This is a genomic window from Bifidobacterium panos (genome assembly GCF_012932445.1).
Taxonomy (GTDB): Bacteria; Actinomycetota; Actinomycetes; order Actinomycetales; family Bifidobacteriaceae; genus Bifidobacterium; species Bifidobacterium panos.
This window is the reverse complement of record NZ_JAAIIJ010000024.1, coordinates 19902-44384: the sequence shown is the minus strand read 5'-3', so window position 1 is coordinate 44384 and position 24483 is coordinate 19902. Positions and strand designations below refer to the sequence as shown.

Sequence of the window (24483 nt, the reverse complement as noted above, 5' to 3'; positions counted from 1 at the left end):
CTTAGCGCCACCACATGGTCATTAGGAAGCCGATCATGATGATGACGAAACCGATAAGCAGATTCCAAGCGCCGATGTTCGGAATCGGGTATTTGGAGGTCAGGTAATAAGTCACCACCCAGATCAGGCCAATCACCATGAGAATGCAGAACAGCGGCACGAACCAGCGCGGGTTCGACTTGGTGCCCTTGATGGACTCCTCGACGCGCTTGGTGCTCTCTTCCTGACGCGACATCATGCGGCGCATCTGCGGGGTCATGGCCGTCGTGTCCGCAGTGGCGTTCAGCACGGCTTCGATCTTGTCCATATCGACGAGGTTGACCGCTTCCTGAGCGTCGTCGTCTTTGTCGTCCGCGTTCTTATTGTCCTTGTTGTTGGCCTCATCCACAGGCGCTTCATCGGCATCAGTTTCCGCTACTTCGGCCTCGGTCGCTTCGTCGGCGTCGGTTTCCGCCTCGGCCTCGGGCGCGTCTTCCTCGGATGCCGCGTCACCGTCGACCCCGTCAGTCTCCTCAGTCTCCTCGGTCTCAGCGACTTCTGCTTCAGCGACTTCGCCGGATTCGTTGAACTCCTCGATCTCGGTGATGTCGAGCGTCTCGACCTTCTCGGCATCGTGATCGGACTGCAAGTCCTGGGGCTCGTTCGGGTCGATTGTGTGCAGTTCTTCGTCAGCCATCAGCTTATCTCCATTCAGTAGGCTAGAAGTCATCATAGTGGCTACACTCGAAAGCGACGGGCGACGCGCGTCGGCATGACGTGGGTAGTCCCGTGAATCCATCCGAAAGGTGGTCTATGAGCAAGCATGCCAGCAAGCATGGGGTTAAGCGCTCCGTGATGGGCAGTGTCGCCGTGCTGCTTGTCGTGGCGCTGACGGGGTATCTGTTCGTCACCAATCTGCGCGTCAACCGCACCTCCACCGTCACCTCCGACACAGCCGGCCTCATCGAACAGCGCGTGCAAGAGGTCAATAAGCTGCAGGAGGAAGTGAACAAACTTTCCTCCGACGTCAACACCATGACCGAACTGGCCACCAAGGACGGCAACTCCAGCAAAACCGCCGACGACCCGGGAAGCGGCACGACGCTGCCGGCCGTCGAAGGTCCCGGCGTGACGGTGACGCTGGACGATTCGCCGCTGTGGGAGCAAACCGTCGACTCGTCCGGCTCGTCCGAGGACATCGACAAATACGTCATTCACCAACAGGACATCGAGGCCGTCGTCAACGCGTTGTGGGAAGGCGGCGCCGAAGCCATGATGCTGATGGATCAGCGCGTGCTGTTCAATTCCGCCGTGATCTGCTCGGGCAATGTCATCTCCCTGCACGGCAAGAAATACTCGCCTCCGTTCACCATCTCGGCCATCGGCGACGCCGACAATCTCATCCAGGCGCTGAATGACTCGCCCACGATTAAGATTTACAAGCAGTACGTAAGCTCCTTCGGCCTCGGCTGGAAGGTGGAGCGCAAGAAGAATCTGCATTTCGATGAAACCGCGGCGTTGCTGCAACCGTTGAAATATGCGAAGGTGTCCGGCAAAACCGAACAGGAAGCGGATGCTTCAGATGCCGACGAGTCGGCAAAGGGGGATAACTGATGAGGCATGGCTCTCGGCGGCAAGCGGGGACGCGCCGCAGCCCGTTGTGGCAAGCGCTCGGCATATTGTCGGAACTGCTGTTCACGCTCGCCGCGATTTGCGCGCTTTATATCGTGTGGCAGATGTGGTGGACGGGCGTGCAGGCGGAACGTACGCAGGCCCAAACGAGCGAGCAGGTCAGCTGGTCGGACCCCGCCTCCTCCTCGGAAGTCAAAATCGCCCAGGCGCAGGAGGGTGATGCGCCCGTGCAGCCGACGAGCGCCAGTTACGGCGATCTGATCGCGCAGATTTATATTCCGCGCTTCGGCCAAAGTTGGGAACGCAATGTGGTTGAGGGCACGGATGCCGCGCAGCTCGCCCGGCATGGCTTGGGGCACTATACGAACACGCAGATGCCCGGCCAGCTCGGCAATTTCGCCGTCGCCGGCCACCGCAACGGATACGGCCAGCCGCTGGGCGACGTGGACAAGCTGCAAGAGGGCGACCCCATCGTGGTTCGCACGCAGGACTATTGGTATGTCTACACCTATACCTCTTACAAGATAGTGGAGCCGACCAATGCCGAAGTCATCGATCCCGTTCCCGAACAGCCGGGCGCAGCGGCGGACAAGCGCAGGATCACCCTGACCACTTGCGAGCCGAAATACACCACCCCGACGCATCGCTGGGTCGTGTGGGGAGAGCTGAAGTATTGGGCGAAGGTCTCGGACGGCGTGCCGCAGGAGCTTGCCGTCATCGATTCCAACAACAAGGTGAAGTTCGCGGCCAAGTCGACATCCTATATGTCGCTTCCCGCCCGCATCAGCTCGCTCAAGCCCTATGTGCTCGGCGCGCTGCTCGCCTGGCTCGTGCTGTTCGCCGCCGCCGCCGTGGCGTGGCGTTGGCCGCTGCTCGCCGAGATTCGCAGTGGCGACAAGCCCCGCCCCGACGCGAGCATATACGGCTGGCTGTTGCGATTACAGCCCGGGGTGCTGCCGGTGCGCATCGTGCTGTTTGCGCTGCTGCTGTTCGCCGCCGCCGCCGCGCTGTTTGAATGGGTGTTCCCGTGGGGTGCCTCCAATATCCCCATTCTGCAACAGATGAGCAATTACGCCGCGTTCGACTGAGCAGGCGGAGTAACGGAACGATAGATCGATAGTTCGATAGTTCGATTTAGATAGATAGATTGATTAGATAGACAGACAGACCAAAACAGACCAAAGGAGCCATGGTGAGCGATTCTGCCCATATTCTGGTGATTGATAATTACGATTCGTTCGTCTATACCATCGTGGGTTATCTCAAGACGCTCGGTGCCAGCGTGGACGTGGTGCGCAACGACGCCATCGACCCGACCGATGAAACGGTGACCGAGCGCTATGACGGCGTGCTGATCAGCCCGGGGCCGGGGGCGCCATGCGATTCCGGCGCGTCCGAGGACATGATTCGCCTGTGCGCCAAGCAGGGCAAGCCGATGTTCGGCGTGTGCCTGGGGCTGCAGGCGCTCGCGGAGGTCTATGGCTGCACCGTCGGCCACGCTCCCACGATTATGCACGGCAAAACCAGCCTGGTTGAACACGTCGATGACGAGATCTTCGACGGCGTGGCCAACCCGATGACGGCCACGCGCTATCACTCGCTCGCCGTCGAGCCGGCTTCGGTGCCCGACGCGCTCGAAGTGACCGCTTGGACGCAAGGCGACCACATTGTGCAGGGGATTCGCGTCAAGGGCAAGCCGATGTACGCCGTGCAGTTCCATCCCGAATCGGTGATGACTCAAGATGGCTACCGTCTGCTCGCCAACTGGCTTGCAGTGTGCGGCCAGTCCAGCGCCGTGGCAAACGCCGCCGGACTGAAGCCCAAAGTCAGCCGGTAAGCAAGTCAGCTGTAAGCAGCTAGTCGGCTAATCAACGGCCAATCAGCCAACTAACTAAATCAACCCGCGGCCAACCGCCGCACTCCATCAAGGGGTTTTGTTGGTGGAACTCGAGCTCGAATTCGAACTTGAACTTGAGTTCGAACTCGACGAGGGCGTGGTGGTGAGGGTGACGGTGGAACCCTTGTCGGCTTCGTCGCCATTTTCAGGAGTCTGGTCGATGACTTTGTCACCGGAACTCGTGGAACCGTTTTGCTTGACGGTGAAGCCATACTTTTCCAGAATATCCTTGGCTTGGCCATAGGTGTATCCATAGCTGACGACATCCGGCACGGTCACCTGCTCCTTGCCCTTGGAGATGATGAGCGTCACCGACGAGCGCTGAGCCACCGAGGTGTTGGAACCGGGGTTCACGCTGATCACCATCCCCGTCTCGACGGAATCGGAATACGCCTCTTCGACGGTGACGCTGAACTGGATGTCCTGCAGGGTCTTCACCGCGGCATCCTTCGTCTGGCCCACCAGCCCATCGGGAACCTTGGTCATGCCCGACGAAACATACATCATAATCGACGTGCCCTTCGGCTGTGAGGTGCCTGCGGCCGGATCCGTGCGGGTCACCTTGTCTTTGTCGATGTCGATGCTGTCTTCGGTTTGCACGCTGACCTGCACATTGAAGCCGGATTGCGTCAGTTTCTCGCGGGCGTCACTTTGGGACATGCCCTTGGTGTCGGGAACCTGCTTGCTTTGCGGGCCTGCGGAGAACCATACCTTGACGGTGGAGCCCTTGTTCACCTTCGTGTCGCCGTCGGGGCTTTGCTTGGTGAAAGTGCCTTCCGCTTCGGTGGAATCGGTGTCCGTCATCTCTTCGAAGACCAAGCCCGCCGCTTCGATCTTCGAACGAGCCATGTCTTTGGTCATCGAAGTGGTGATCGTCGGCACGCTGACGGTTTGCTCCTCCTGCTGCTGTTTATTGTTGTTGTTCATCATGAACAGCAACCCGACAAGCAAGCCGATGAGCACAAGGGAGCTGATGATCGAAGTGATGATGATCTGCTTCTTGCGCTTGGCTTTCGCCGCGGTCGCACGCTGCTCGGCGCGCGTGTTCGCCGCCGCTTGTTGCTGCTGGAACTGGCCGGTGATCGGATTGAACGCCTGGGTGACTTCGCCGTGGTCCAACGCGACAGTGGCGGCGTCCTGCTCCGCCTGCTTGCGCGCCTTCATATTGGCCAGATCGGTCAGCGGGTTGAACGCGGCCGCCACCGGCTCGCCGCCGTTCATGATGGTCAGAACGTCCTTCTTGAACTCGCTGGCCGTGGCATAACGGTTCTGCCTGTCTTTGGCCATGGCCTTCGCGCAAACGGAATCCCACATCGACGGCAATCCCGGCACCACGGTGGAAGGCGGGGTGGCCACTTCGGAGACATGCTGATAGGCGATGGCCACCGCGGAATCGCCGGTGAACGGCGGCTTGCCGGTGAGCATCTCATAGAGCACGCAACCGGCGGAATACAGGTCGGAACGCATGTCCACGGTTTCGCCGCGCGCCTGCTCGGGGCTCAGGTATTGCGCGGTGCCCACCACGCCCTGCGATTGGGTCATGGTCGCCGCGGAATCGTCGAGCGCACGCGCGATGCCGAAATCCATCACCTTGACCGCGCCCTGATCGGAAATCATGATGTTTCCGGGCTTGATGTCACGGTGGATCACGCCCATGCGGTGCGAATATTCCAAGGCGCTGAGCATCCCCAGCATCACCTGCGCCGCGTCACGCTGCGACAGCGGCCCGGTGGCGCGAATGATGTCGCGCAGGGTCTGTCCCTTGACGTATTCCATGACCAGATAGGGCAGGCGCTCGGTGCGGCCCGCTTCGTCGGTCACCGTCTCCTCGCCCGAATCGTAGATATTCACGATGTTCGGGTTGTTCATCTGCGCCACCGAATGTGCTTCGCGGCGGAAGCGGGTCAGGAAGATCGCATCATTGGCCAAATCGGCACGCATGATCTTGACTGCGACGGTGCGCCCCAGTCTGGTGTCGAGCGCCACATGCACTTCCGCCATGCCGCCGCGTCCGATAAGCTGACCGATCTGATAGCGGCCATTAGCCAAAGAAGAGGGCATGTTGCTCATTATTGCTCCTTCTGATAGGTCTGCGAGTCGGCGACGTTTCGCGCGACGGGCGGAAGGTGGGGGGCGCTCGCGATTCTGCGTGGCAGGCGGGTGCCCGAGATGGTGGTGGTGGAAGCATTCAGTTCGGTCTGCTCATCGAGCAAACGCCGTTCGATGCGAGCGAGTGTGCGGGAGACCACCAAGGCGTCGCTTGGGCGGTCGAGCGGATCCTTGGCGAGCATCGACATGACGAATTCACGCAACTGCACGTCCACCGAATCCGGCAGCGGCGGCACGAAATCGTTGACGTGCGCGGCGGCAATGTCCACAGGCGTGGCGCCGGTGAACGGGCGGTGCCCGGCAAGCCCCTCATAGGCGACGACCCCCAGCGAATAGATGTCGGATTGGGGCGTGGCCTGCTGGCCCTGCGCCTGCTCGGGGGAGATGTATTGCGCGGTGCCCACCACCATGCCGTCTTGGGTGATCTGTTCCTGATCGGTCGAATAGCTCACGCCGAAATCGGTGATTTTCACGTCGTTATTGTCGGACACCATGATGTTCGCGGGCTTGACGTCGCGGTGGATGACGCCGTGGCTGTGCGCCACGAACAGGCCGCGCGCGGTTTGGATGAGAATCGGCAGCAGCTTGAGGGGTTCCATGCCACCCTGCTGCTCGTGGAACAAATCGGCCAACGATTTCGACGGCACATATTCCATAATCAAAAAGCCGATGCCGTCGTGTTCGTAATACTCGAACAACGCTGCGATATTCGGGTGCGCGAGGTTCGCGGAATTGTGTGCTTCGGCGCGAAGCCGACGCAACTTGGCTTCGGCGTTGGTGAGGTCGGAACGCAACGCCTTGATCGCCACCGGCCGGTTCAGCTGAATATCCCAGCCTTTCCACACTTCGCCCATGCCGCCTTGCGCCAGTCGCGAATCGAGGCGATAGCGGCCATGAATGAGTCGTCCTTCAACAAGTTTCATTGCTTGAGCGCCTCCTCAATCACGGAACTGAAAATCGGGCCCGCAGCTGTAATTCCATAATCGGTGATGTTGTGTACCAACACCGACACGGCGATTTGCGGGTCATCGGCCGGGGCGAAACCCATCACCCAGCCATCGATGGCATCGTTGTTCATGCCAATTTGCGCGGTGCCCGTCTTCGCGGCCACGCTGATGCCGTTGGGCGCGAGAGAAGGCGAGCTCTTGGTGACGACGGCCTTCATCATCTCGGTGAGCGTGTTGGCCGTGTCGGCGCTGAACGCGGTGCTCATCACCGAAGACTTGGTTTCGCTCAGCACAGACAAATCGCTGGCCCGCACGCGATCGACCAGCGTGGGGTGCATCAGCTGTCCGTCATTGGCGATGGCTGCGGCGATCATCGCGTTCTGCAACGGCGTTTCGACCACATCTCCTTGACCGATGGAGGCCAGGGCGAGCTTGTCGTCGCTCATTGAGGTGGGGAAGCGCGAGGCGGTGGCCTTCATCGGCGTTCCCGACGAATTGGAGCTGTCGATGGTGATCGAGCTGCCGAAGCCGAGTTTGGTGGCCTGTTGCGCAATCGCGTCCTGGCCGAGGCTCACGCCCAGTTGGGCGAACGCCGTGTTGGACGAATAGGCGATCGCGTCCTCGAAGCTGATGGTGCCATTGGAGCCGTTCGCTTGCCACGACGAGTTGGTCAGTTGCGTGCTTGTGCCGGGCAGAGTGTAGCTCGCTCCGGCAGGAATCTGGCTGTCGAGCTGGTATTTCCCTGTTTCGAGGGCGGCGGCGGCCACCACGGTTTTGAACGTGGATCCGGGCGGGAACAGCTGGCTGGTGGCGTTGCTGAGCAACGGGCTCGGGTTGGCCTCGACCAGATTCGTATAGGTCTGTTCCAGCGTTTTGCTGTCGTGCGTCGCCAATTCGTTCGGATCGTAGCTTGGTGTGGACACCATGGCGAGGATGCGCCCCGTCTTCACCTCGATGGCCACCACCGCGCCGGATCGGGAACCCAACGCCTGATAGGCCGCGGACTGCAACGATGGCTTGATTGACGTCTCGATGGTCGCGCCCTTGTTTTCGCTCCCCGATGCGATCGATTTGAGGCGTTGCCAGAATAGCGACTCCGATTCGCCCGAAAGCAGCGAGTTATATGAGGATTCGATGCCGCGGTCGGCTCGCTGGCTGATTGAGAAATAGCCGGTGACGGGCGCATACAGCGCGCCGTCGGCGTACGTGCGCTGGTAATTGAAGGCGTCGTTGCTGGGCACGGAGCTGGCCAGCACGGTGCCGTCGGAGGCGAGAATGGAACCGCGCTGGGCACCCAGTTCGTGATACAGCGCGCGCGAATTGCGGGTGTCGTTGTTCAGGGCGTTAGCGCAAATGGCCGTGATGATCGAGGTGGACATCCCCAGAATGGCGAACAATACGATCACCGCGGTGAACAGTTGGCGCAACATCTTGTTCATTGGGCGCCTCCCTTCACCGCACGAGCGGTGCTGGCGGCGCGTTCCGCCTCGCGTTCCTTGAGTTCGTGATCGCGCAATACCGCAAGCGCTTCATGCTGGAACGTGTCGGAAACGGTTTCCGGCACGGGCTTATTCGCCGCGTTCGAGATGATGATCAGCAGCGTGGCCAGCAGATAGTTGGCGATCAGCGAAGAGCCGCCGGCGGCCATGAACGGCAGGGTCAGGCCGGTGAGCGGAATCACCAGCGTGATGCCTCCCACCACGGTGAACACCTGGAACGCCATGGTGAACACCAGCCCGGAAGCGAGCAGTTTGCCGAACCCGTCCTTGATCTTCATGGCGGTGATAAAGCCGGAGGCAATGATGATGATATACAGCAGCAGCACGCCGAAGCAGCCCATAAGGCCAAGTTCCTCGCCGATGGAGGCGTAGATGTAATCGGAATTGGCGTAAGGGGTCAGGTTCGGGTGGCCTTGGCCGAGGCCGGTGCCGAACAGGCCGCCCGAAGCGAGCCCGAACAGGCCGGTGACGATTTGATAGGAACCGCCGTATTGCCGGTCATACAGCGTCTGGTCGAACGGATGCAGCCAGGCCTCAACGCGCGCGCCGACATGGCTGAAAATCATCGAGGCGAGTACCGCGCCCACGGCGAAAGCCAGGAAGCCGATGATGATCCAACTGACGCGACCGGTGGCCACATACAGCATGGCGACGAACATGGCGAAGAACATCAGCGAGGTTCCCAAGTCATGCTGTATGACCAGCACGCCCATCGAAGCGAACCAGACGATGATGATCGGTCCCAGATCCTTGACGCGCGGCAGTTGCAGTTTCAGCACTTTCTTGCCGCCGACAGCCAGCTGGTCGCGGTGATCGAACAGATATGCCGCGAAAAAGAACGCGAGAAACAGCTTGGCGAACTCGCTCGGCTGCACGGTGCCGCCGGGAACCCTGATCCAGATGGGCGAACCGTTTTCCTCCACGCCCAAGCCCGGCACCATGGGGGAGAGCAGCAACGCCAAACCCACCACCATGCTCACATAGGAGAAGCGGCGCAACAGGCGGTAATCGCGCAATGTGACGATCAATACGCAGCACAGCACGATGGCTATGCACACGAACACCAGTTGGCGCAAGGCCACCGACGTGTCGTTTTCATAGTCGATGCGGGCGATCATCGCGGTGCCGATGCCGGTGAGCAGCACCACGCACGCTTGGATCACTTGGCTGGCATAGGGCAGGAAATGCGCGGCCAGAGCCCAGAACACCAGCGACAGCGAGGCCGCCAGCACCAGCAGGGAGAGGTATTGCGTGGGGATTTTGCCGGTGGTGCGCCTGAACATTTGGAAGAAGACGATGCCGCAAATCAAGAAGGAGAACAGCAGCAGAGACAGTTGGCGCAAACGTAGGGCGATCATTGTTGCCCTCCGTTCTGTTTGGTGTCTGACGAGTTGGACTCCGAACTAGATGTCGAGCCAGACGTTTCCGTCTTGGAAGAGCCGCTCTCCGCGGCAGTGCCCGAGGTCTTGCTGGACTGCTCCAACGATTTGAGTTCCTTGCGAATGAGCTGCACATGCGAGCGCGCCTCGTCCAAACTGTCGCGGACGATGCCCTGATGCAGCTCGTCGCGCCAATTCTGCGGCAAATCCGAGGTGCTGATGGATGTGTGCTCGATTTCGTGCGAGAGCCGCAAACCGAAGATATTCGTGGGCACACCTTGGTAAATCGCCACTTTGCCGCCGGATTCGCCCACATAGTATTGCTTTTGGCTCCAGCGATACGCGCCGTACCCCGCCCCTGCGCCAATCAGCAGCACGGTCAGGATCGCAATGATGACGGCCGTGCGAAGGCGATGCTGGCGCTTGCTGGCCGATTTGCGTTTCGCCTCCTGCTTCTGCTCGATTACCTCGGCCACCTCCGGGTCGTTGGGGTCGGAGGAAATGTTGCCGTCGGTTTTCTGCACCACCGGGATTTCGCCGGTGTCCGGCGTGGCGAGTTCGTCGGCTTCGTCGCGCGAGGCGGAGGGCTGGACGACCTTGGGGGCCTTGTCGTCTTCGCTTGAGGAATTTGTGGTTTGGGTCAGCGCCGCCGCGCGTTGGGCGGGCGAGCCGTTGTTGCGCAGTGGCGGTGCGGTGGAAACCGGTTCGTTGATGATATCCGCGATGGGCTCGAGGCTGTTGCTCGCCGCGCCGCCAACGAGCGGCGTCTGATGGGGCAAGTCGAAGGCGCGCGCGTCAAGAGCCAGCGTGGCGTCGGCGATCACCGCCGTGACATTGTCGGTGCTGCCGGCCTTCAGCGCCATGCTCACCAAGTGCTGCGCGCACTCGTTCGGATCCGCGAATGCGGTCATCGCCTCGGCGATGGTTGAATTTTCGAGCACGCCGCACAGTCCGTCCGAGCACAACAGCCAGCGGTCGGCGGCATGCGCTTTGAGCATGGCGACATCCGGGTGCGGGTCGATGTCGAAATCGCCGAGCACGCGCATCACCACATTGCGCTGGGGATGGTTTTTCGCCTCCTGCTCGGTGATGCGCCCGGTGTTGATGAGGTGCTGCACATAACTGTGATCCTGGGTGATCTGTGTGAGCTCACCGTCACGAAGCAGATAGGCGCGCGAATCGCCGATATGCGCGATCACCCAATAATCCGCCACCAGCGCGACGGCCGTCACCGTGGTGCCCATGCCGCTGAGCTTGCGTTCGCGGCGAGCCTTGCCCACAATCGCATCGTGCGCGGCCAGAACGGAGGTTTCCATCATCGTCGCAATGGCGGAGACATCCTCGCTGTTGTCGTCGCGTTCAATATGCGCCAGAGAGCGAATGGCGATGGTCGAAGCCGTATCGCCCCCGGCGTGGCCGCCCATGCCGTCGCAAATCGCCACCAGATGCTCGCCCGCGAATGACGAATCCTGATTGTTCGCACGCACCGTGCCCACGTCGGAAATGGTTGTCGAATAGAGGAACAACTGGCTCGACGATACTTCCGCCTGCTCTTTTGGCGGCACCTTTGGCAAGGGTGTCGTCGGTGGCATGCTGGGCTGCTGGGTGTCGTCGCTCATCGAATCACCTCAGCTCGAACGTGGTGGCGCCGATGCGCACGGGCAGGCCGGCGGGCAGAATGACGGGCGCACCGAGGCGCTGCTCGCCCACGACAGTGCCGTTCGTGGAGCCGAGATCCTCGATGACCCACTGGCCGGACGCCTGGTCGCGGTACAGGCGCGCATGATGGGAAGATACGAATTCGTCGTCAAGCACCACGGTGTTCGACGCGGCGCGCCCCAGTGTGATCGCCTCGTTGCCCAGCGGCACGGAAGATCCGGCCAGCGGCCCGTCAATGATGACCAGAAGCGTCGGCCCCGCGCCAAACGGCAGGTTGCTCTGTGCCGGTTCCGATGCCGTCATGACAGGGGCGACGGGAGCGCTCGCCGCCTTGAGGGCGCGGCGGTTCTTGCGCCGGCGCGCACGCGAGGGGCGCGGGCTGAAGGACTCGATGTCCTTGTATAAAGAGCGCACGGCGAGCCATACGAATACCCATAACAGGATGAGGAATCCGTATTTCAGCAGTGCAAACGTAAGTTCGGTCATAAGTTCAGGCCTTGGCGCCGGGGCGCGTCACTCCTGTTCCTGGGACGAGGCCCAGTAAAGGATGCGAGTGCGGCCGATGGTAATGGTATTGCCGTCCAGCAAGGTGGCGGCGGGCACCTGATGACCCTCGACATACGTGCCGTTGGTGGAGCCCAGATCGCGGGCGATCACCCCGTTGCCGGTGATGTCGATTTCCAAGTGCTTGCGGGAGATGCCCGGGTCTTCGATAACGATATCGCAGCCGGAACCGCGGCCGAGCACGGTTTTCTCCTTGGTGAGCATGTACTGATTGCCGTTGATTTCCAGCAGCGGGCAGTCCTCGTTCTGCTCGTCGGTGGTGACGGGCACGGCGTTGCCCTGCACGGAGGCGGAGGTGAGCTTGAAGCTGCCCTTGCCTAAGTCGAGATCCTCTTCGAAGATGACCACCACAGGGCCCACGAATGCGTAATGCTGGCTGCGCGCGTAGTTGGTGAGGTTGTCCGCCAGCTCGTCGGCGAGGGCTTCGCTGCCCCACTGCTCGATGTGGTCAAAGTCCGGGGTGCTCAGCTTGAAACGGTATTCGTTCGGCGCAACCGTGCGGTCGCGGCCCACAGGCATGGCCTCCTTGTCGATCTCACGCTCAAGCGCGCTGGAGAGGTCGACGGGCTGCAGGTCTTTGGAGCCGAGTTTTGAGAATACTCCGTTCACTGCGCCTTCCACGCTTTTCTCAAAACGGTCGAGAACGCTCATAGTCATCCCTTTCTATCCTTGACCAGTGTACGCAGAGGTCATAACAGGGCCGACGCACAATACTAATACTTGCAAAAGCTTCATTGGGGGATATGCCCCTTTCGGTGGGTATTTCGACCAGGGAGGAAGCCTTGTGCGAGCTTGCTTTCGCGGGTTGGTAAGGACTTATATATAACACTGTATATAACAGTATCTATATGGCCTAATCTGACCCAAATATCTAGTCTAAATATTATGGCCTATATCTAACCTAATATCCGACCTATATTAAGGCGACTTGCGTTTGTTCGCTCGCGGAACGCAGTCAAGTAACGCAGTCAAGTACAGTGGTGGGTATGCAATCCAGTGATATGAGCAGCCGCACCTTCCGGTCGCAAGATGCCGTACGCCTGATCGACGAAAACACCTATGCCGACACGATGCTGAACACAGTGCGCCCCGCGCTCGCCTCCTGCCGCGAAGAGGGGCGGTTCGACCCCTCGGAGGCCGAGCGCGCGGCCGGACTCGAGCCGATCGGCGGCACACTGCACTATCTCGCCTACGACGCCGCCAAGTTCGACACCGAGCGCGAACAGGGTGCCACGGCCACGTTCCGCGGGTGCATCGTCATCAGCCACGGCTTCACCGAGTTCGCGGAGAAATACGACGAACTCGTGTGGTATTTCCTGCTCGCGGGCTATTCGGTGTGCGTGCTGGACCATCGCGGGCACGGCAAATCCGCGCGCGATGTGGACAGCCGCTGCCTAGTGTGGATTGACGATTGGCGGCGCTATGTCGCCGATTTCGCCGGGTTCGCCTCAAGCGTCGGCCAGCGGTATGCCAATGGTCAGCCGTTGAACCTGTTCTGTCACTCGATGGGCGGCGGCATCGGCGCGGCCGTGCTGGAGCAATACCCCACCCTGTTCGACAAGGCCGTGCTCTCCGCGCCGATGATCGCCCCGCAAACCGGCATGCCGCTGTGGCTCGCGCGTGCGCTGGCCGGTGTGTTCTGCGGCATCGGCTTGGGTCGCAAAGGTGTGTTCGGGCAGGTCGACTTCGATCCCGATGCCCCGATCGACATGAGCCTGTACAAGGATTCCAGCGAAGCGCGCGAACGCTGGTACCATCGCCTGCGCTGCGAAACCGTCGAATATCAGACCTATCGCGCCGCATTCGAGTGGGTGCGCCAGGCGCTCAAGCTCAGCCGCGCGGTGCTCGACCCGTCCGCGTGCGCCGACATCGTCACGCCGATGCTGCTGTTCCAGGCCGGGCGTGACATTTGGGTGCTCAACGAGCCGCAAAACCTGTTCGTGCGTCGCGTGCAGGACGGCGGCGGCACGGCCAAGCTGGTGCGCATCGACGAATCGGCTCACGAGATTTTCTCCATGCCCAACGAGGTGTATCAGCCGTATCTCGAACGCATCCTCGCCTTCTACGACACCCCTCTGCTGGGCGGCGAATAGTCCCCTTCACGCAACTGTTTATTTGTCATTCTGAGCGGAGCGTAGCGGAGTCGAAGAATCTTATGGCGACGCTTAGCCGGTTCACCCTCGCACTGTTGGGGATTGGTGCCATACTGAAGTGCTGTGATGAAGAAGAATCATGGGTTGAGCGGCGCTCGTCTCGTCTCGTTCGGTGCCGAGCCGCGCGCCATGCTCGCCGGCATCGGGCTGACGTTGATCGGCGGCGTGCTGTGGGGATGCAACGCCACCGTATCCAAGGTGCTGATGGACACCTATCACACCGATCCCATGTGGCTCGCCTGCGTGCGCGAAGTGTTCGCCGGGCTGCTGTTTCTGCTCGCGGGCGGCATCGCCACGCCGAAGCAACTGGTCGGCGCGGTGCGCGACGTGCGTTCCTGGCCGCGATTCCTGCTGACGTCGTTGTTATGCCTGCTCACCGGGCAGGTGGCTTATCTGCAATCGATTCATTGGACGAACTCCGGCACCGCCACAGTGTTGCAAAGCCTGAACCTGCTGTTCGTGCTCGCCTGGGTGTGCGTGGCGGGCCGCCGACTTCCCGGCAAACGCGAGTCATTGGGCGTCGCGCTCGCGTTCGTCGGCACGGTGCTCATCGCCACCGGCGGCAACCTGACCACGCTCGCGATGCCGCCACAGGGGTTGGCGTGGGGCTTGGCCAACGCGCTCGCCACTTCGGCGCTGTCGATTCTGCCCGCCGTGCTCATTGCCAAATGGGGCAATTTCGTGGCCAACGGCATTATGTTTGTGATTTCGGGATTGGCATTGTGCCCGTTCGTGCGCCCGTGGGAGGGCGTGCCGAGCTTCGACGCGCTGGGCGTGGCGTTGCTGGTGTTCACCGTGGTGGTCGGCACATTTGGTGCCTACTGGCTGTTCATGGCCGGCGTGATGCGCATCGGCTCGATGCGCGCCACCATGCTCGGCACCGTCGAACCCATGATGGCCACCATCACCGCCGTCATGTTCACCGGCGTCGTCTTCGCCCCCACCGACCTCGCCGGCTTCGCCCTCATCATCCTAATGGTCTTCCTAGTCCGCTAGCCGCGCCCCGCTTGACCTCGCAATCGAACTCATCCAGCCGCGACGCGTTCAAACATCTTGAAGGGCCTTGCGCATCAGTCCGTTAAAATGCGCGCGCACATCTTCGGGCGAACGCATCACCGTCTCGCCTTTCATCACCTCGTCGGACGTGAAGCCCATCTCCTCCGAAGCGCGGGCATGCGCATCGTAATCGAAACTCACCGTGACCTGCTGGGCACTGCTCACAATCCCTACTTCCACTTTGGTTCCCGGGCGAGCAATTCTTGCATGGCCTCAGGCATTGGGCGATCCAAGGCGTCCTTGAACTCATCGAACGCCTTGGCCGACAAGCAAGTCTTTTCAAGCGTATGAGCCTCGACGGCGGCGGACTCCTCCGGAGTGATGTTGTGTTCCCGGGCGAAATCCTCGATGGTGTAGGCCATTGCTCCTTCTTGCTTTCGTATTGTTCCTAGTCCAAGTACTTGCCGCGCCAATCGTCGAGAGCGGCCAGCATCGCCGTCTTTTCCTGCGCGCTGGCGAAAGTCGCGTTCAGCGAGTTGGCTGCGATATCGGCCAGCATGGGCAGCGCGATGCCGGCCTCGGCCAGCGCCTCGTAATTTGCCGCGATATAGCCGCCGAAATACGCCGGATCGTCGGAGTTCACTGTCACCTTGACCCCCGCATCCATGAACGCGCGAATCGGCAACTCGCGCACATCCTGCACCACCTGCAGCCTGCGGTTCGACAGCGGGCACACGGTCAGCGCAATGCCCTCGTCGGCCACGCGCCCCACCAACGCCGGGTCGTCAGCCGTGTTCACGCCATGATCGATGCGCTCGACATGCAGTACATCCAACGCCTGAAGCACGTAATCCGCCGGCCCTTCCTCGCCCGCGTGGGCCACCAAGTGCAAACCGAGCTCGGCAGCGCGCGCGTACACACTCTTGAACAGTTCGGGCGGATAGCCCACCTCGGCCGAATCCAACCCCACGCCCAGCAGTTCGCTCGCACGCGGTGCGGCGGTCTCGATCAGCGCTTCGGCGGACTCGACCGGCAAGTCACGCAGGAAGCACATAATCAGCCCGCCCTCGATGCCATAGCGCTCGCGGCCAATGCGCAACCCTTCCAATAGACCATCCAGCACCAGGTCGTAGCTGAGGCCATTGTTCATATGCACCTGCGGATCGAAGAAAATCTCCGCGCGGCGCACGCCGTCCTCATGCGCATGCTTGAGATACGCGAGCATCAGGTCGGTGAAGTCCTCGCGCGTGCGCAGCACCGCCATCAGCTGGTAATACAAATCGAGGAACGATTGCAGATTGGCGAACTCGTAATGCGCTTTCAAGTCGGCCAAATCGCGGAACGGCAGCTCGACGCCGTTGCGTTCGGCCAGTTCGAGCGCCAATTCCGGCTCCAGCGTGCCTTCGATGTGCAGATGGAGTTCGGCTTTCGGCAGCTCGCGCAACGCCTGTGTGATATTGATGCTGGACATGGGGACCCTCTTTTCGTAATTCGGTATGTTCGCTCTTACCTCTTCTGGTCTTGTCCCTTCCTATCGTATACCGATAAGCCGTGCTGAAATCCCGCTCCGTGCCGTCGCTCGCGCCCCACTCTGTCGCCGCTGGCGTTTTCCTAAATCACCCAGAGCAACATTTTTCGACACAGGAAGTTTGAACCGATTGCGATGGGCGCGCCGTTGCGTTCGTTCGGAGAAAAGAAGCTCCTGCCGATTGGATCAATTTTCCGAAGGATGATGCTCTGGCAGCAGATTGCTGTAATAGGCGGTTTTCCCGGACAGAACGTCGTTGTAAAAGCCCTGCTTCCAGTCGATGAAGGCAACCGACTCCCGCAGCTCGTCGATGGACTTGAGCAGAGCCTGTCGCTTCGCCTCCAGAATGAGCTTTCGTTGCGGGATCGAAGCCTCGCCCTGCAGGCACAAGGCCAGGTATTCCTTCATCTCGGCAATGCTCATGCCGCACTTTTTCAGGCAGGTCAGCGCCTGAATCCATTTGATGTCGTACTCATCGAAGACGCGGTAGTTGCGGCTGTCGCGCTTCACATTGGGCACAAGCCCTTCGTTGCAATAGAACTTCAGGTTCTCGTATGTCATATTCGTAAGCTGACAGGTCTCTTTCATGGAGTACATGGCAATCCTCCTCGCAACATCTCAACAAGCCATTTGACCGGTAGCTACTACCGGCTTATACGATCGTACCGCGCAACAGCGCCGACAGCCAAAATGCAAGTTTCAAGACGAAAGGAGTGCACGCCGATGAAGAAAATATGCGCGCTATTTATGGGTTTATTGCTCATGTTCGGCTTGGCTGCCTGTGGCAATAACCAGCAGACGGGAAACGAGGGTGACATGACAGCCAATAATCAGGCGGGATCTCAGACTTCTCCGAATGCGAGCGAGAAAGGCAAAACGCTGGTTGCGTATTTCTCGGCTTCCGGAAACACGGAAGCGGTGGCCAGCGTGATTGCAAACAAGACCAGCGGAGAGCTGTTCAAGCTGGAACCCGCGGAGGCGTACAGCAGCGACGATCTGGACTGGACGAAAAGCACAAGTCGCGTCAATAAAGAGCACGAGAATGAATCCGAAAGGGATATCAAACTCGTGTCCGCGAGCGTCGACAATTGGGACGAATACGACACGGTATTTATTGGCTACCCAATTTGGTGGGGCATCGCGGCGTGGCCGGTCAACGAATTCGTTACGGCAAACGATTTCACAGGCAAAACCGTGATCCCGTTCTGCACATCCGCCAGTTCGGGCATCGGCGAAAGCGGCGAGTTGCTGGCCAAAATGGCGGGCACGGGGAATTGGCAGAGTGGGCAGCGATTCCGCTCGTCCGCATCCGACAGCGATGTGACCAGCTGGCTGGATCAGCTGAGCTATTGATATGAATTGCGAAATTACGAAAGGGAGTTTTCACTATGGAATATGTAACGTTACACAACGGTGTAAAGATGCCTCAGCTCGGCTATGGCGTGTATCAGGTCACGCAGGACGAGTGCGAACGCTGCGTTTTGGACGCGCTGGAGGTGGGCTACCGCAGTCTGGACACCGCGCAGAGCTACTTCAACGAGGAGCAGGTCGGTTCCGCTATCGAAAAATCGGGCATCGACCGCAAGGAAATCTTCCTGACTTCCAAAGTGTGGATAGAACATTTCGGTTATGAGGAGTGCAAGAAATCCGTGCTGGAATCCATGGAGAAGTTGCGCACGGATTATCTCGATTTGATGCTGCTGCACCAGCCTTTCGGCGACACCTACGGCGCGTGGCATGCTTTGGAAGAACTGTATCGTGCGGGCAAACTCCGAGCCATCGGCATCTCCAATCATTATGCTGACCGCATGGTGGAGTTTGCCAACTTCGTCGATGTGAAGCCGATGGTCAACCAGATGGAGGTCCATCCCTTTAATCAGCAGGCGCAGCTTAAGGAATGGGCGGATAAGTATGACATCCGTTTGGAGGCGTGGGCGCCGTTTGGCGAGGGGCGAAACGGCCTGTTCGCCAATGAGACCCTCGCGTCAATCGGCAAGAAGTATGGCAAAACCACCGCGCAAGTCATGCTCCGCTGGCACATTCAGAGGGGCGTTATCGTCATTCCCAAGTCCACGCACAAGGAGCGCATGGCGGAGAACTTCAACGTCTTCGATTTTGCCCTGTCGGATGAGGACATGTCCGCTATTGCCGCAATGGACACCGCCACCAGCGCCTTCTTCTCCCATCAGGACCCGGCCACGGTCGAACGGTTCATGACCCTGCTAGAAGAGCGCCGGCAGCAGCGATAGCCGACGTGTTCAATGTTTCTTAACGAAGTTTGATAGAAAATGGCATATTTTCTGGCACATTTTCCATCCTCGGCACATTGCGAAGGAACCCCGGAACCTTGATTTTTCAACCGTTCCGGGGCTCTGTTATCTGGTGCGAGTGGGGGGCTTGAATCCGCCGGATCGCAGTAGGAAGACGCGACCCATACGGGTCATGGAATTAGGTATGGTGACGCGCCTAGAGACGCCTACTGTTTGGGCGCATTCACGGCAATGTGCTCGCGAAGCGATATACTGGATACATCAAGAGCCTGCCTGCATTGAAAGTCGGCTTCCACGCCGTCGGAGACTCAGTCCCCTTAGGTGCAACGCGGGCTCTTGGCATTCATTTCATCGCTCATACATCAGGACGGTTGATCCAGCAGTCTGTGGGTTATAGGCCAAATTTTGTCACCATTTTGTCACCACTGGAGCTGTTTTGAGCAAAGCAAAAGGGCTGGAATCGTTGGAGTTTCAACGATTCCAGCCCTTTGATTGCTGGTGCGAGTGGGGGGACTTGAACCCCCACGAGCATACACTCACTGCCACCTGAAGACAGCGCGTCTACCATTCCGCCACACTCGCAGACAAACAGCCAACTTAGCACCACCTCCGCAATCGGCGCAAGTCAGCACGCCCAAGCGTGTCGCGCATCCGCCCAACCGCCGAACAAACGATCGCGCACTAGTGTTCGCCAAGCTCGCCCTCGCTGGGCTTGCTCTCGCTAACCTCGCCCCCGCCAAGTTCGCTAATATTCTCCCGCATCTGCAAATACGCGCCGTGTTCGCGCAAATAATCGCGCAAATACGGCATCTTGAACGTGACCTCGCCATATCCAACAGGTTCGATCAAATCGTTTTCGATGAGCATAGTGCGATACACGTTGCCGAACTGCGGGGAGCGATTCATGCGCCGCGCAACCTCGCCGGTATTGGAAACACCGTCATCCACAGACATGGCAAGCAGATAGTTGATCGCTTGAGCCGGCAGCCCCCGCAGGGCAGGCGCGTGAACCATGTCGCCGAGTTTCGCCCGCGCCTTTTCTATACCTTGAACCGCGTCCTCATCCGTGACCCGCTCGCCGTGGCCGTTGGTTTCGGACATGCGCCAAGCCCAATACCCGACCAGCTGAATCATAAAAGGGTATCCGTGCGTGGCGTTGGTCAGTCGAATCAGGGTTTCCATTCCAGCTTTTTTCTCGCCGCCGAACGATTCCTCGAATGCCTCAAGCACCTTTTCGGCTGGCACGGAGCCGAGATGGTGGCGTTCCGCTCGTTGCAAGAACGTTATCGCATTGTCTGACAGTACGTCGTTCACGGCTGACGGCAGTCCGGCGAACACGAACGCGATATTGCGTCCCTCCCGAATCAAATGCTGGACTGCTGTGGACAGTGCCCTGATTTCGTCCATTGTCCCTGATTGCACCTCATCCAAGGTGATGAGTATGCCTTGCTTGTTTTCGTTCATTTTGTCCAACCGCGCGCCGACGGCCTGGCGGAGCGTCAGGGAACGTTCCTCTTTGCGCTCGAGTTCGACGCGACCGAGACTGAGTTCGATATTCCCGAGGGTTCCGTTCGCGCCGAGACTGGGCATTTCGTAGGCGCTTATGCGCGTGGTGTCTTTGCCGGTGAGCGCGTCGGCGAGACGTTTGGTGAACCCGTGGTCGGCGCTTTCGTTCACTACTTCCCATCCGTGTTGCCGCGCCCGTTCGCCCAGCGCGTCGAGCATGACGGTTTTGCCGACCCCTCTGGCGCCCGTGAGGAACATAAGTCTTCCGGGGCTTCCCACGCCGTCTGTGATGGCGTAGTCGAAGTCGTCTATGATTTCCTCGCGTCCGACGAGGACGGGCGGTATGCGTCCTGCGGTCGGTTTGAATGGGTTGGGCATGGGGCTGGTTCCTTCCGCATTTAAAATAATTAAAATAAGTATAATGCTTTAAAAATACGTTCAGAAGACTTGGGTAGAGGCCCCCGACCGCGAAGGTCTGTTTTGGTTATTGCCGTTTCGTGGGGGCGTTTTGGTTATTGTCGTTTCGAGCGAACCCCGTTTACTGTCATTTCGAGCGGAGTGAACGCAGTGAGTGTAGTCGAGAAATCTTGTGCCAGTTGCCTCGACTGGTGAGGGTGATGAAGGTGGTGAAGGCAGCAGCCGTCACTCGCCGTAGAAATGCGCCAGGCTCTCGTCGCGGAACTGCTCGAAATAACCGCCGTCGATCGAGGCGCGGATGTCATCGAGCAGATGGACGAAGAAATACTCGTTGTGAATCGTCGCCAACGTGAAACCGTTGATTTCGCGGGCGCGCAGCAGATGCGCGACATACGCGCGCGAATAGTGCGTGCAGGTGTAGCACCCGCAGCCGGCCTCCAGCGGCTCGAAGTTGAGCTTGTTTTCGGCGCGCTTGATGTTGTATCGCCCGCGATGCGTGTAAATCGCGCCATTGCGCGCGCATCGCGCCGGCGCCACGCAGTCGAAGGTGTCGCCGCCGTTCTCCACGCAGGCGAAAATGTCGTCCACCGCCGCAATGCCGAGCACATGGCGCGGGCGGTTTTCCGGCATCGCGTCGCAGATCCACGCGCAAGTGTTGCCGATGATGCGCTTCTCGATCGCGCCGCCGATGCCCACGCCGTCGAAATCCAGCGACGCAATCTGCGAAGCCGCGCGCCGGCGCAAGTCCTCGTAATTCGCGCCCTGCACCACGCCATAAAGCGCCTGATACGGCTTGCCCACCCGCTCGGCCGTCAGCCGCTCGTGCTCGGCCACGCAGCGACGCGCCCAACGGAACGTGCGCTCAACCGACTCCTCCTGATAGCCGCGCGTGTTCATCAGCGTAGTCAGTTCGTCGAACGCGAACATGATGTCCGCGCCGATCCTGTGCTGAATGCCCATCGAGATTTCGGCGGAAAAGCGGTGCTCGTCGCCGTTGAGCGGCGATTTGAACGTCACGCCGTCCTCGTCCACCCAAGCCAGTCGTTCCTTGCCGGCCGCGATGATGTCGTCCGACTTCTTGCCGGTCACGTCCATGGCCAGCGTCTTCTTGAACCCCGCGCCCAGCGACAGCACCTGAAAACCGCCGGAATCGGTGAACGTCGGCCCGTCCCAGTTCATGAACTTGGACAGCCCGCCGCCCGCGTCGAGCACGCTCTCGCCGGGCCGCTCGAACAGGTGGAACGCGTTCGCCAGCAGGCATTGCGCGCCGAGTTCGCGCATCGTCTCGGGCAGCACGCCCTTCATTGCGGCCTGGGTGCCCACCGGCACGAAAGCGGGGGTGCGAATGTCGCCGTGCGGGGTATGGATGATGCCGGTGCGCCCATATCGCGCGCCGTCTCGCCCCAAGCCGCTCGCCGCGTCGGGCAGCCGGGTGATGGTCTCGAACGAAAACGCGCCGCGGTCGCCGGGTTTGCCCGGCCTCGCGCCCAGAGGGTGTTCCAGAAGATCGGTCATGTGCTTCACTCTAGGCGAACAGTCGAATTTCCGCCGCGCGCCCCCGCTGTGGTGGCTGATTTCCCCCGGTATGTGGCGGCTGGCGCGGTTTTTTCATAAGTCAATATATATTGGGTGATGGCATTCGTTACAGATTCCCAAAGAACATTCAGGAAACTTCCAGAGCGGGCATCTTTACTCTTATGTGGCAAGTTAGTTAGATAGCAAAGCGCGTCGGAACCTGAAGTGCTGATGAACAGCAGCCGACCGTTCGCCGATTACGTTGAAGGAGCGTATATGGCCGAAGAGCAGAACATCCCGAATATGCCTGATAACCCCCAAGACACGCAGCATGTCGAGTCTGTTTCCTCCGAGCAGGATGCACAGCACACTGAGTCGATTGCGCCGGTGAGCGACGCGCAGGTGCCGGAAGGCGACGCGCAGCGCGATACGACCGCCGAAGCGGCAACCGAGGTAATCGATACGGCCGCCGACACCGGGACCGAGACGACTGAGACGACCGCGCCCGCCGCCGGAACCCAAGCCGCGCCCGAGCAGCAGACCGCGCAATACCGCCCGGCTCCGCAATACGGCGCGTACGGCCCCACGCCCACCCAGCCGGGCCAAGCCCAGCCGGGCCAGGCCCAGCCGAATCAGCCCGCGCAAAATCGCAACCCGTACATCATGCCCGGCGTGCCCAATCCGTTCAGGCCCAAGCAGGGCCAGGCCGACCAGCAGTTCGGCAATGCCGCAGGTCAGGTGCCGCCGCAGGGTGCCGGTCAGCCCGCGGGCCAGCAGTTCCAGCCGGGTCAGTCCAGCCAGCCCACCCAGCCGGGTCAACCGATCCAGCCGGGCACCCCGAACGTCAACCCCAACGCCCGCCAAGACCAAAGGGCATCTTCCGCCACCGTCCGCAGCGTCATCATCGCCGTGGTCGCCGCGCTGGTCTCCGCCGCGCTGTGCCTCGGCATCGGGTTTATGGCCATCACCAGCGGCGCGGTCAAGGTGCCGACCACCAGCTCGCTCAGCAGCGTCAGTTCAAACCAGTCCGGCTCCGGCTCCGCCACCGCGAAATCCGGCGAAGCCCCCGACTGGCAGGCCGTCGCGAAGCAGGTCTCCGAGTCGGTCGTTTCCATCCAAGCCCAGGTCAGCGGCGGTGTCGCTTCCGGTTCCGGCGCCATTCTGGACAGTGATGGCAATATCGTGACCAACAATCACGTCATCTCGGGCGCCACGCAGATTCAGGTGACGTTGAGCAACGGCCAGATGTATTCCGCCAAGATCGTCGGCACCGACACCACCACCGATCTTGCGGTGATCAAGCTCAACGACCCGCCTAAGGATCTCAAGGGCGTCGAGTTCGCCGATTCGGACACGCTGGCCGTGGGCGAGAACATCATGGCCGTGGGCAATCCGCTGGGTTATGACGACACCGCCACCACCGGCATCGTCTCCGCGCTCAACCGCCCGGTGACGGTGATGGACAGCGACCAGAACAACATCGTCACCAACGCCGTGCAGATCGATGCGGCCATCAACCCCGGCAACTCGGGCGGCCCGACCTTCAACGCGGCCGGCCAGGTGATTGGCATCAACTCCTCAATCGCCTCCACGTCCAGCTCGTCCAGCTCGTCGTCCACCTCCGGCTCGATCGGCATCGGTTTCGCGATTCCCTCGAACCTCGTCAAGCGCGTTGCCAACGAGATTATGGAGAACGGCTCCGTCAAGCATGTGGCCTTGGGCGTCACGATTAAGTCCAGCACCGTTGAGGCGGACGGCGTGACCCGCGCCGGCGTGAGCGTCTCCTCCGTTGTCTCGGACGGCCCCGCCAGCAAGGCCGGCGTGAAGGCAGGAGACACCATCGTTGCGTTCAACGACCATGCGGTCAGCAGCGTCGCTTCGTTGCTCGGCTTCGTGCGCGCCTCCGCGCTCGGTGACAAGGCGAAGCTCACCATCGTGCGCGACGGCAATACCATGGAACTCGACGTCACCCTCGACAAGCAGGAAGATGAGGTCAACGGCTCCAACCGTTCCGAATCGAATAAGAGCCAGCAGAACGACGGCAACAGCAACGGTAACGGCAATAACAACAACAATAACGACAACAACTCGGGCAGCAACGGCTATCCGTTCGGCATGTGGTAATCCGCAACGAGATACCCCCCAATAGCCGAGCAACATAGCCAACATAACCAAACAACATAACCAAACATAACCACCAGCATGCGCCCCGCGCGATCCTGACAATGGATTGCGCGGGGCGCATCGCGTGATAGTGGTAGGCTGAACAGAAGCAATAATTGAATATCGATAATCTTTACGCCGTGTATCGGGTAAGCATCGCGGGAATCCCCCACACAGAGGGGTGTTCAGAGGGTCACTCAGAGGGTCACTCACCACCCCAGCAATGCCGCCGATGGGTTAACAAGGCGTGATTGCAACCCCCGGCAGCGA

22 protein-coding genes and 1 tRNA gene are annotated in these 24483 nt (G+C 60.3%); 8 read left to right on the top strand and 15 right to left on the bottom strand.

Annotated features, from left to right (window positions below):
* Position 1 precedes the first annotated feature (1 nt).
* Positions 2-577, bottom strand: coding sequence for a cell division protein CrgA (gene crgA, locus G1C94_RS06500; protein WP_172146660.1), 576 nt, complete (start codon positions 575-577; stop codon positions 2-4).
* A gap of 215 nt (positions 578-792) precedes the next feature.
* Here crgA and G1C94_RS06495 point away from each other — a divergent pair, with 215 nt between their 5' ends.
* From G1C94_RS06495 to G1C94_RS06485, 3 genes are all read left to right on the top strand, one after another.
* Entirely contained in the window at positions 793-1593 is an 801-nt protein-coding gene (locus G1C94_RS06495; protein WP_172146539.1) for a DUF881 domain-containing protein, read from the top strand.
* Positions 1593-2699: a class E sortase gene (locus tag G1C94_RS06490; protein ID WP_172146536.1), complete on the top strand. Its 1107-nt coding sequence runs from the start codon at positions 1593-1595 to the stop codon at positions 2697-2699. Before G1C94_RS06495 ends, G1C94_RS06490 begins: the two co-directional genes overlap by 1 nt.
* Positions 2700-2803: 104 nt before the next feature.
* Complete coding sequence (locus G1C94_RS06485; RefSeq protein ID WP_172146658.1) at positions 2804-3448, top strand: anthranilate synthase component II; 645 nt, start codon at positions 2804-2806, stop codon at positions 3446-3448.
* An 87-nt stretch (positions 3449-3535) separates the two neighbouring features.
* Here G1C94_RS06485 and pknB read toward each other — a convergent pair whose 3' ends face one another.
* The 7 genes from pknB to G1C94_RS06450 are packed head-to-tail and all read right to left on the bottom strand — an operon-like array spanning position 3536 to position 12316.
* Positions 3536-5581 carry a Stk1 family PASTA domain-containing Ser/Thr kinase gene (gene pknB / locus G1C94_RS06480; protein ID WP_172146657.1) on the bottom strand — a complete coding sequence of 682 codons (2046 nt, stop codon included), beginning with the start codon at positions 5579-5581 and terminating at the stop codon, positions 3536-3538.
* Entirely contained in the window at positions 5578-6540 is a 963-nt protein-coding gene (locus G1C94_RS06475) for a serine/threonine-protein kinase (RefSeq protein ID WP_172146533.1), read from the bottom strand. The genes pknB and G1C94_RS06475 overlap by 4 nt, the downstream gene beginning before the upstream one ends.
* On the bottom strand, positions 6537-8003 hold the full coding sequence (locus G1C94_RS06470; protein ID WP_172146531.1) for a peptidoglycan D,D-transpeptidase FtsI family protein: 1467 nt from the start codon (positions 8001-8003) through the stop codon (positions 6537-6539). The genes G1C94_RS06475 and G1C94_RS06470 overlap by 4 nt, the downstream gene beginning before the upstream one ends.
* Positions 8000-9421, bottom strand: a complete 1422-nt coding sequence (locus tag G1C94_RS06465) for an FtsW/RodA/SpoVE family cell cycle protein (RefSeq protein ID WP_172146529.1) — start codon at positions 9419-9421, stop codon at positions 8000-8002. The genes G1C94_RS06470 and G1C94_RS06465 overlap by 4 nt, the downstream gene beginning before the upstream one ends.
* On the bottom strand, positions 9418-11034 hold the full coding sequence (locus G1C94_RS06460) for a Stp1/IreP family PP2C-type Ser/Thr phosphatase (protein ID WP_417852152.1): 1617 nt from the start codon (positions 11032-11034) through the stop codon (positions 9418-9420). The genes G1C94_RS06465 and G1C94_RS06460 overlap by 4 nt, the downstream gene beginning before the upstream one ends.
* 31 nt (positions 11035-11065) lie before the next feature.
* Complete coding sequence (locus tag G1C94_RS06455; protein WP_172146525.1) at positions 11066-11587, bottom strand: FHA domain-containing protein FhaB/FipA; 522 nt, start codon at positions 11585-11587, stop codon at positions 11066-11068.
* A 27-nt stretch (positions 11588-11614) separates the two neighbouring features.
* Positions 11615-12316, bottom strand: coding sequence for an FhaA domain-containing protein (locus tag G1C94_RS06450; protein WP_172146655.1), 702 nt, complete (start codon positions 12314-12316; stop codon positions 11615-11617).
* Positions 12317-12666: 350 nt separating this feature from the next.
* Here G1C94_RS06450 and G1C94_RS06445 point away from each other — a divergent pair, with 350 nt between their 5' ends.
* Together G1C94_RS06445 and G1C94_RS06440 are read left to right on the top strand one after the other, a co-directional pair.
* Positions 12667-13758, top strand: a complete 1092-nt coding sequence (locus tag G1C94_RS06445; RefSeq protein ID WP_172146523.1) for an alpha/beta fold hydrolase — start codon at positions 12667-12669, stop codon at positions 13756-13758.
* A gap of 126 nt (positions 13759-13884) precedes the next feature.
* On the top strand, positions 13885-14814 hold the full coding sequence (locus G1C94_RS06440; RefSeq protein ID WP_172146507.1) for a DMT family transporter: 930 nt from the start codon (positions 13885-13887) through the stop codon (positions 14812-14814).
* Between the two features lie 48 nt (positions 14815-14862).
* Here the strand turns inward: G1C94_RS06440 and G1C94_RS06435 are convergent, their stop codons facing one another.
* From G1C94_RS06435 to G1C94_RS06420, 4 genes are all read right to left on the bottom strand, one after another.
* On the bottom strand, positions 14863-15039 hold the full coding sequence (locus G1C94_RS06435) for a hypothetical protein (RefSeq protein ID WP_172146504.1): 177 nt from the start codon (positions 15037-15039) through the stop codon (positions 14863-14865).
* A gap of 5 nt (positions 15040-15044) precedes the next feature.
* Entirely contained in the window at positions 15045-15236 is a 192-nt protein-coding gene (locus G1C94_RS06430; protein ID WP_172146501.1) for a DUF1778 domain-containing protein, read from the bottom strand.
* Positions 15237-15262: 26 nt separating this feature from the next.
* Complete coding sequence (locus tag G1C94_RS06425; RefSeq protein WP_172146498.1) at positions 15263-16285, bottom strand: adenosine deaminase; 1023 nt, start codon at positions 16283-16285, stop codon at positions 15263-15265.
* A gap of 243 nt (positions 16286-16528) precedes the next feature.
* Positions 16529-16939, bottom strand: coding sequence for a MerR family transcriptional regulator (locus G1C94_RS06420; protein WP_172146495.1), 411 nt, complete (start codon positions 16937-16939; stop codon positions 16529-16531).
* A 126-nt stretch (positions 16940-17065) separates the two neighbouring features.
* Between G1C94_RS06420 and G1C94_RS06415 the strand changes: the two genes are divergently transcribed.
* Positions 17066-17695 carry a flavodoxin gene (locus G1C94_RS06415; RefSeq protein WP_172146492.1) on the top strand — a complete coding sequence of 210 codons (630 nt, stop codon included), beginning with the start codon at positions 17066-17068 and terminating at the stop codon, positions 17693-17695.
* A gap of 35 nt (positions 17696-17730) precedes the next feature.
* A complete protein-coding gene (locus G1C94_RS06410; RefSeq protein WP_172146490.1) occupies positions 17731-18591 on the top strand; it encodes an aldo/keto reductase in 861 nt (286 codons plus the stop codon).
* A gap of 517 nt (positions 18592-19108) precedes the next feature.
* Here the strand turns inward: G1C94_RS06410 and G1C94_RS06405 are convergent.
* The 3 genes from G1C94_RS06405 to tgt form a co-directional block, all read right to left on the bottom strand.
* Positions 19109-19194 (bottom strand) — tRNA-Leu (locus tag G1C94_RS06405).
* 99 nt (positions 19195-19293) lie between these two features.
* Positions 19294-20496: an AAA family ATPase gene (locus G1C94_RS06400; RefSeq protein WP_172146487.1), complete on the bottom strand. Its 1203-nt coding sequence runs from the start codon at positions 20494-20496 to the stop codon at positions 19294-19296.
* A 264-nt stretch (positions 20497-20760) separates the two neighbouring features.
* Positions 20761-22050, bottom strand: a complete 1290-nt coding sequence (gene tgt, locus G1C94_RS06395) for a tRNA guanosine(34) transglycosylase Tgt (protein WP_172146484.1) — start codon at positions 22048-22050, stop codon at positions 20761-20763.
* Between the two features lie 276 nt (positions 22051-22326).
* Here tgt and G1C94_RS06390 point away from each other — a divergent pair, with 276 nt between their 5' ends.
* On the top strand, positions 22327-24174 hold the full coding sequence (locus G1C94_RS06390) for a trypsin-like peptidase domain-containing protein (protein WP_172146481.1): 1848 nt from the start codon (positions 22327-22329) through the stop codon (positions 24172-24174).
* Positions 24175-24483 lie beyond the last annotated feature (309 nt).

Bases quoted from the DNA above. Each gene is read 5' to 3' on its own strand.
- G1C94_RS06455 (WP_172146525.1), bottom strand. From the start codon at position 11,587: ATGACCGAACTTACGTTTGCACTGCTGAAATACGGATTCCTCATCCTG.
- G1C94_RS06400 (WP_172146487.1), bottom strand. From the start codon at position 20,496: ATGCCCAACCCATTCAAACCGACCGCAGGACGCATACCGCCCGTCCTC.
- G1C94_RS06465 (WP_172146529.1), bottom strand. From the start codon at position 9,421: ATGATCGCCCTACGTTTGCGCCAACTGTCTCTGCTGCTGTTCTCCTTC.
- G1C94_RS06425 (WP_172146498.1), bottom strand. From the start codon at position 16,285: ATGTCCAGCATCAATATCACACAGGCGTTGCGCGAGCTGCCGAAAGCC.
- G1C94_RS06470 (WP_172146531.1), bottom strand. From the start codon at position 8,003: ATGAACAAGATGTTGCGCCAACTGTTCACCGCGGTGATCGTATTGTTC.
- G1C94_RS06440 (WP_172146507.1), top strand. From the start codon at position 13,885: ATGAAGAAGAATCATGGGTTGAGCGGCGCTCGTCTCGTCTCGTTCGGT.
- G1C94_RS06430 (WP_172146501.1), bottom strand. From the start codon at position 15,236: ATGGCCTACACCATCGAGGATTTCGCCCGGGAACACAACATCACTCCG.
- G1C94_RS06460 (WP_417852152.1), bottom strand. From the start codon at position 11,034: ATGCCACCGACGACACCCTTGCCAAAGGTGCCGCCAAAAGAGCAGGCG.
- G1C94_RS06390 (WP_172146481.1), top strand. From the start codon at position 22,327: ATGGCCGAAGAGCAGAACATCCCGAATATGCCTGATAACCCCCAAGAC.
- G1C94_RS06445 (WP_172146523.1), top strand. From the start codon at position 12,667: ATGAGCAGCCGCACCTTCCGGTCGCAAGATGCCGTACGCCTGATCGAC.
- G1C94_RS06415 (WP_172146492.1), top strand. From the start codon at position 17,066: ATGAAGAAAATATGCGCGCTATTTATGGGTTTATTGCTCATGTTCGGC.
- G1C94_RS06420 (WP_172146495.1), bottom strand. From the start codon at position 16,939: ATGTACTCCATGAAAGAGACCTGTCAGCTTACGAATATGACATACGAG.
- G1C94_RS06450 (WP_172146655.1), bottom strand. From the start codon at position 12,316: ATGAGCGTTCTCGACCGTTTTGAGAAAAGCGTGGAAGGCGCAGTGAAC.
- G1C94_RS06475 (WP_172146533.1), bottom strand. From the start codon at position 6,540: ATGAAACTTGTTGAAGGACGACTCATTCATGGCCGCTATCGCCTCGAT.
- G1C94_RS06490 (WP_172146536.1), top strand. From the start codon at position 1,593: ATGAGGCATGGCTCTCGGCGGCAAGCGGGGACGCGCCGCAGCCCGTTG.
- tgt (WP_172146484.1), bottom strand. From the start codon at position 22,050: ATGACCGATCTTCTGGAACACCCTCTGGGCGCGAGGCCGGGCAAACCC.
- G1C94_RS06495 (WP_172146539.1), top strand. From the start codon at position 793: ATGAGCAAGCATGCCAGCAAGCATGGGGTTAAGCGCTCCGTGATGGGC.
- G1C94_RS06410 (WP_172146490.1), top strand. From the start codon at position 17,731: ATGGAATATGTAACGTTACACAACGGTGTAAAGATGCCTCAGCTCGGC.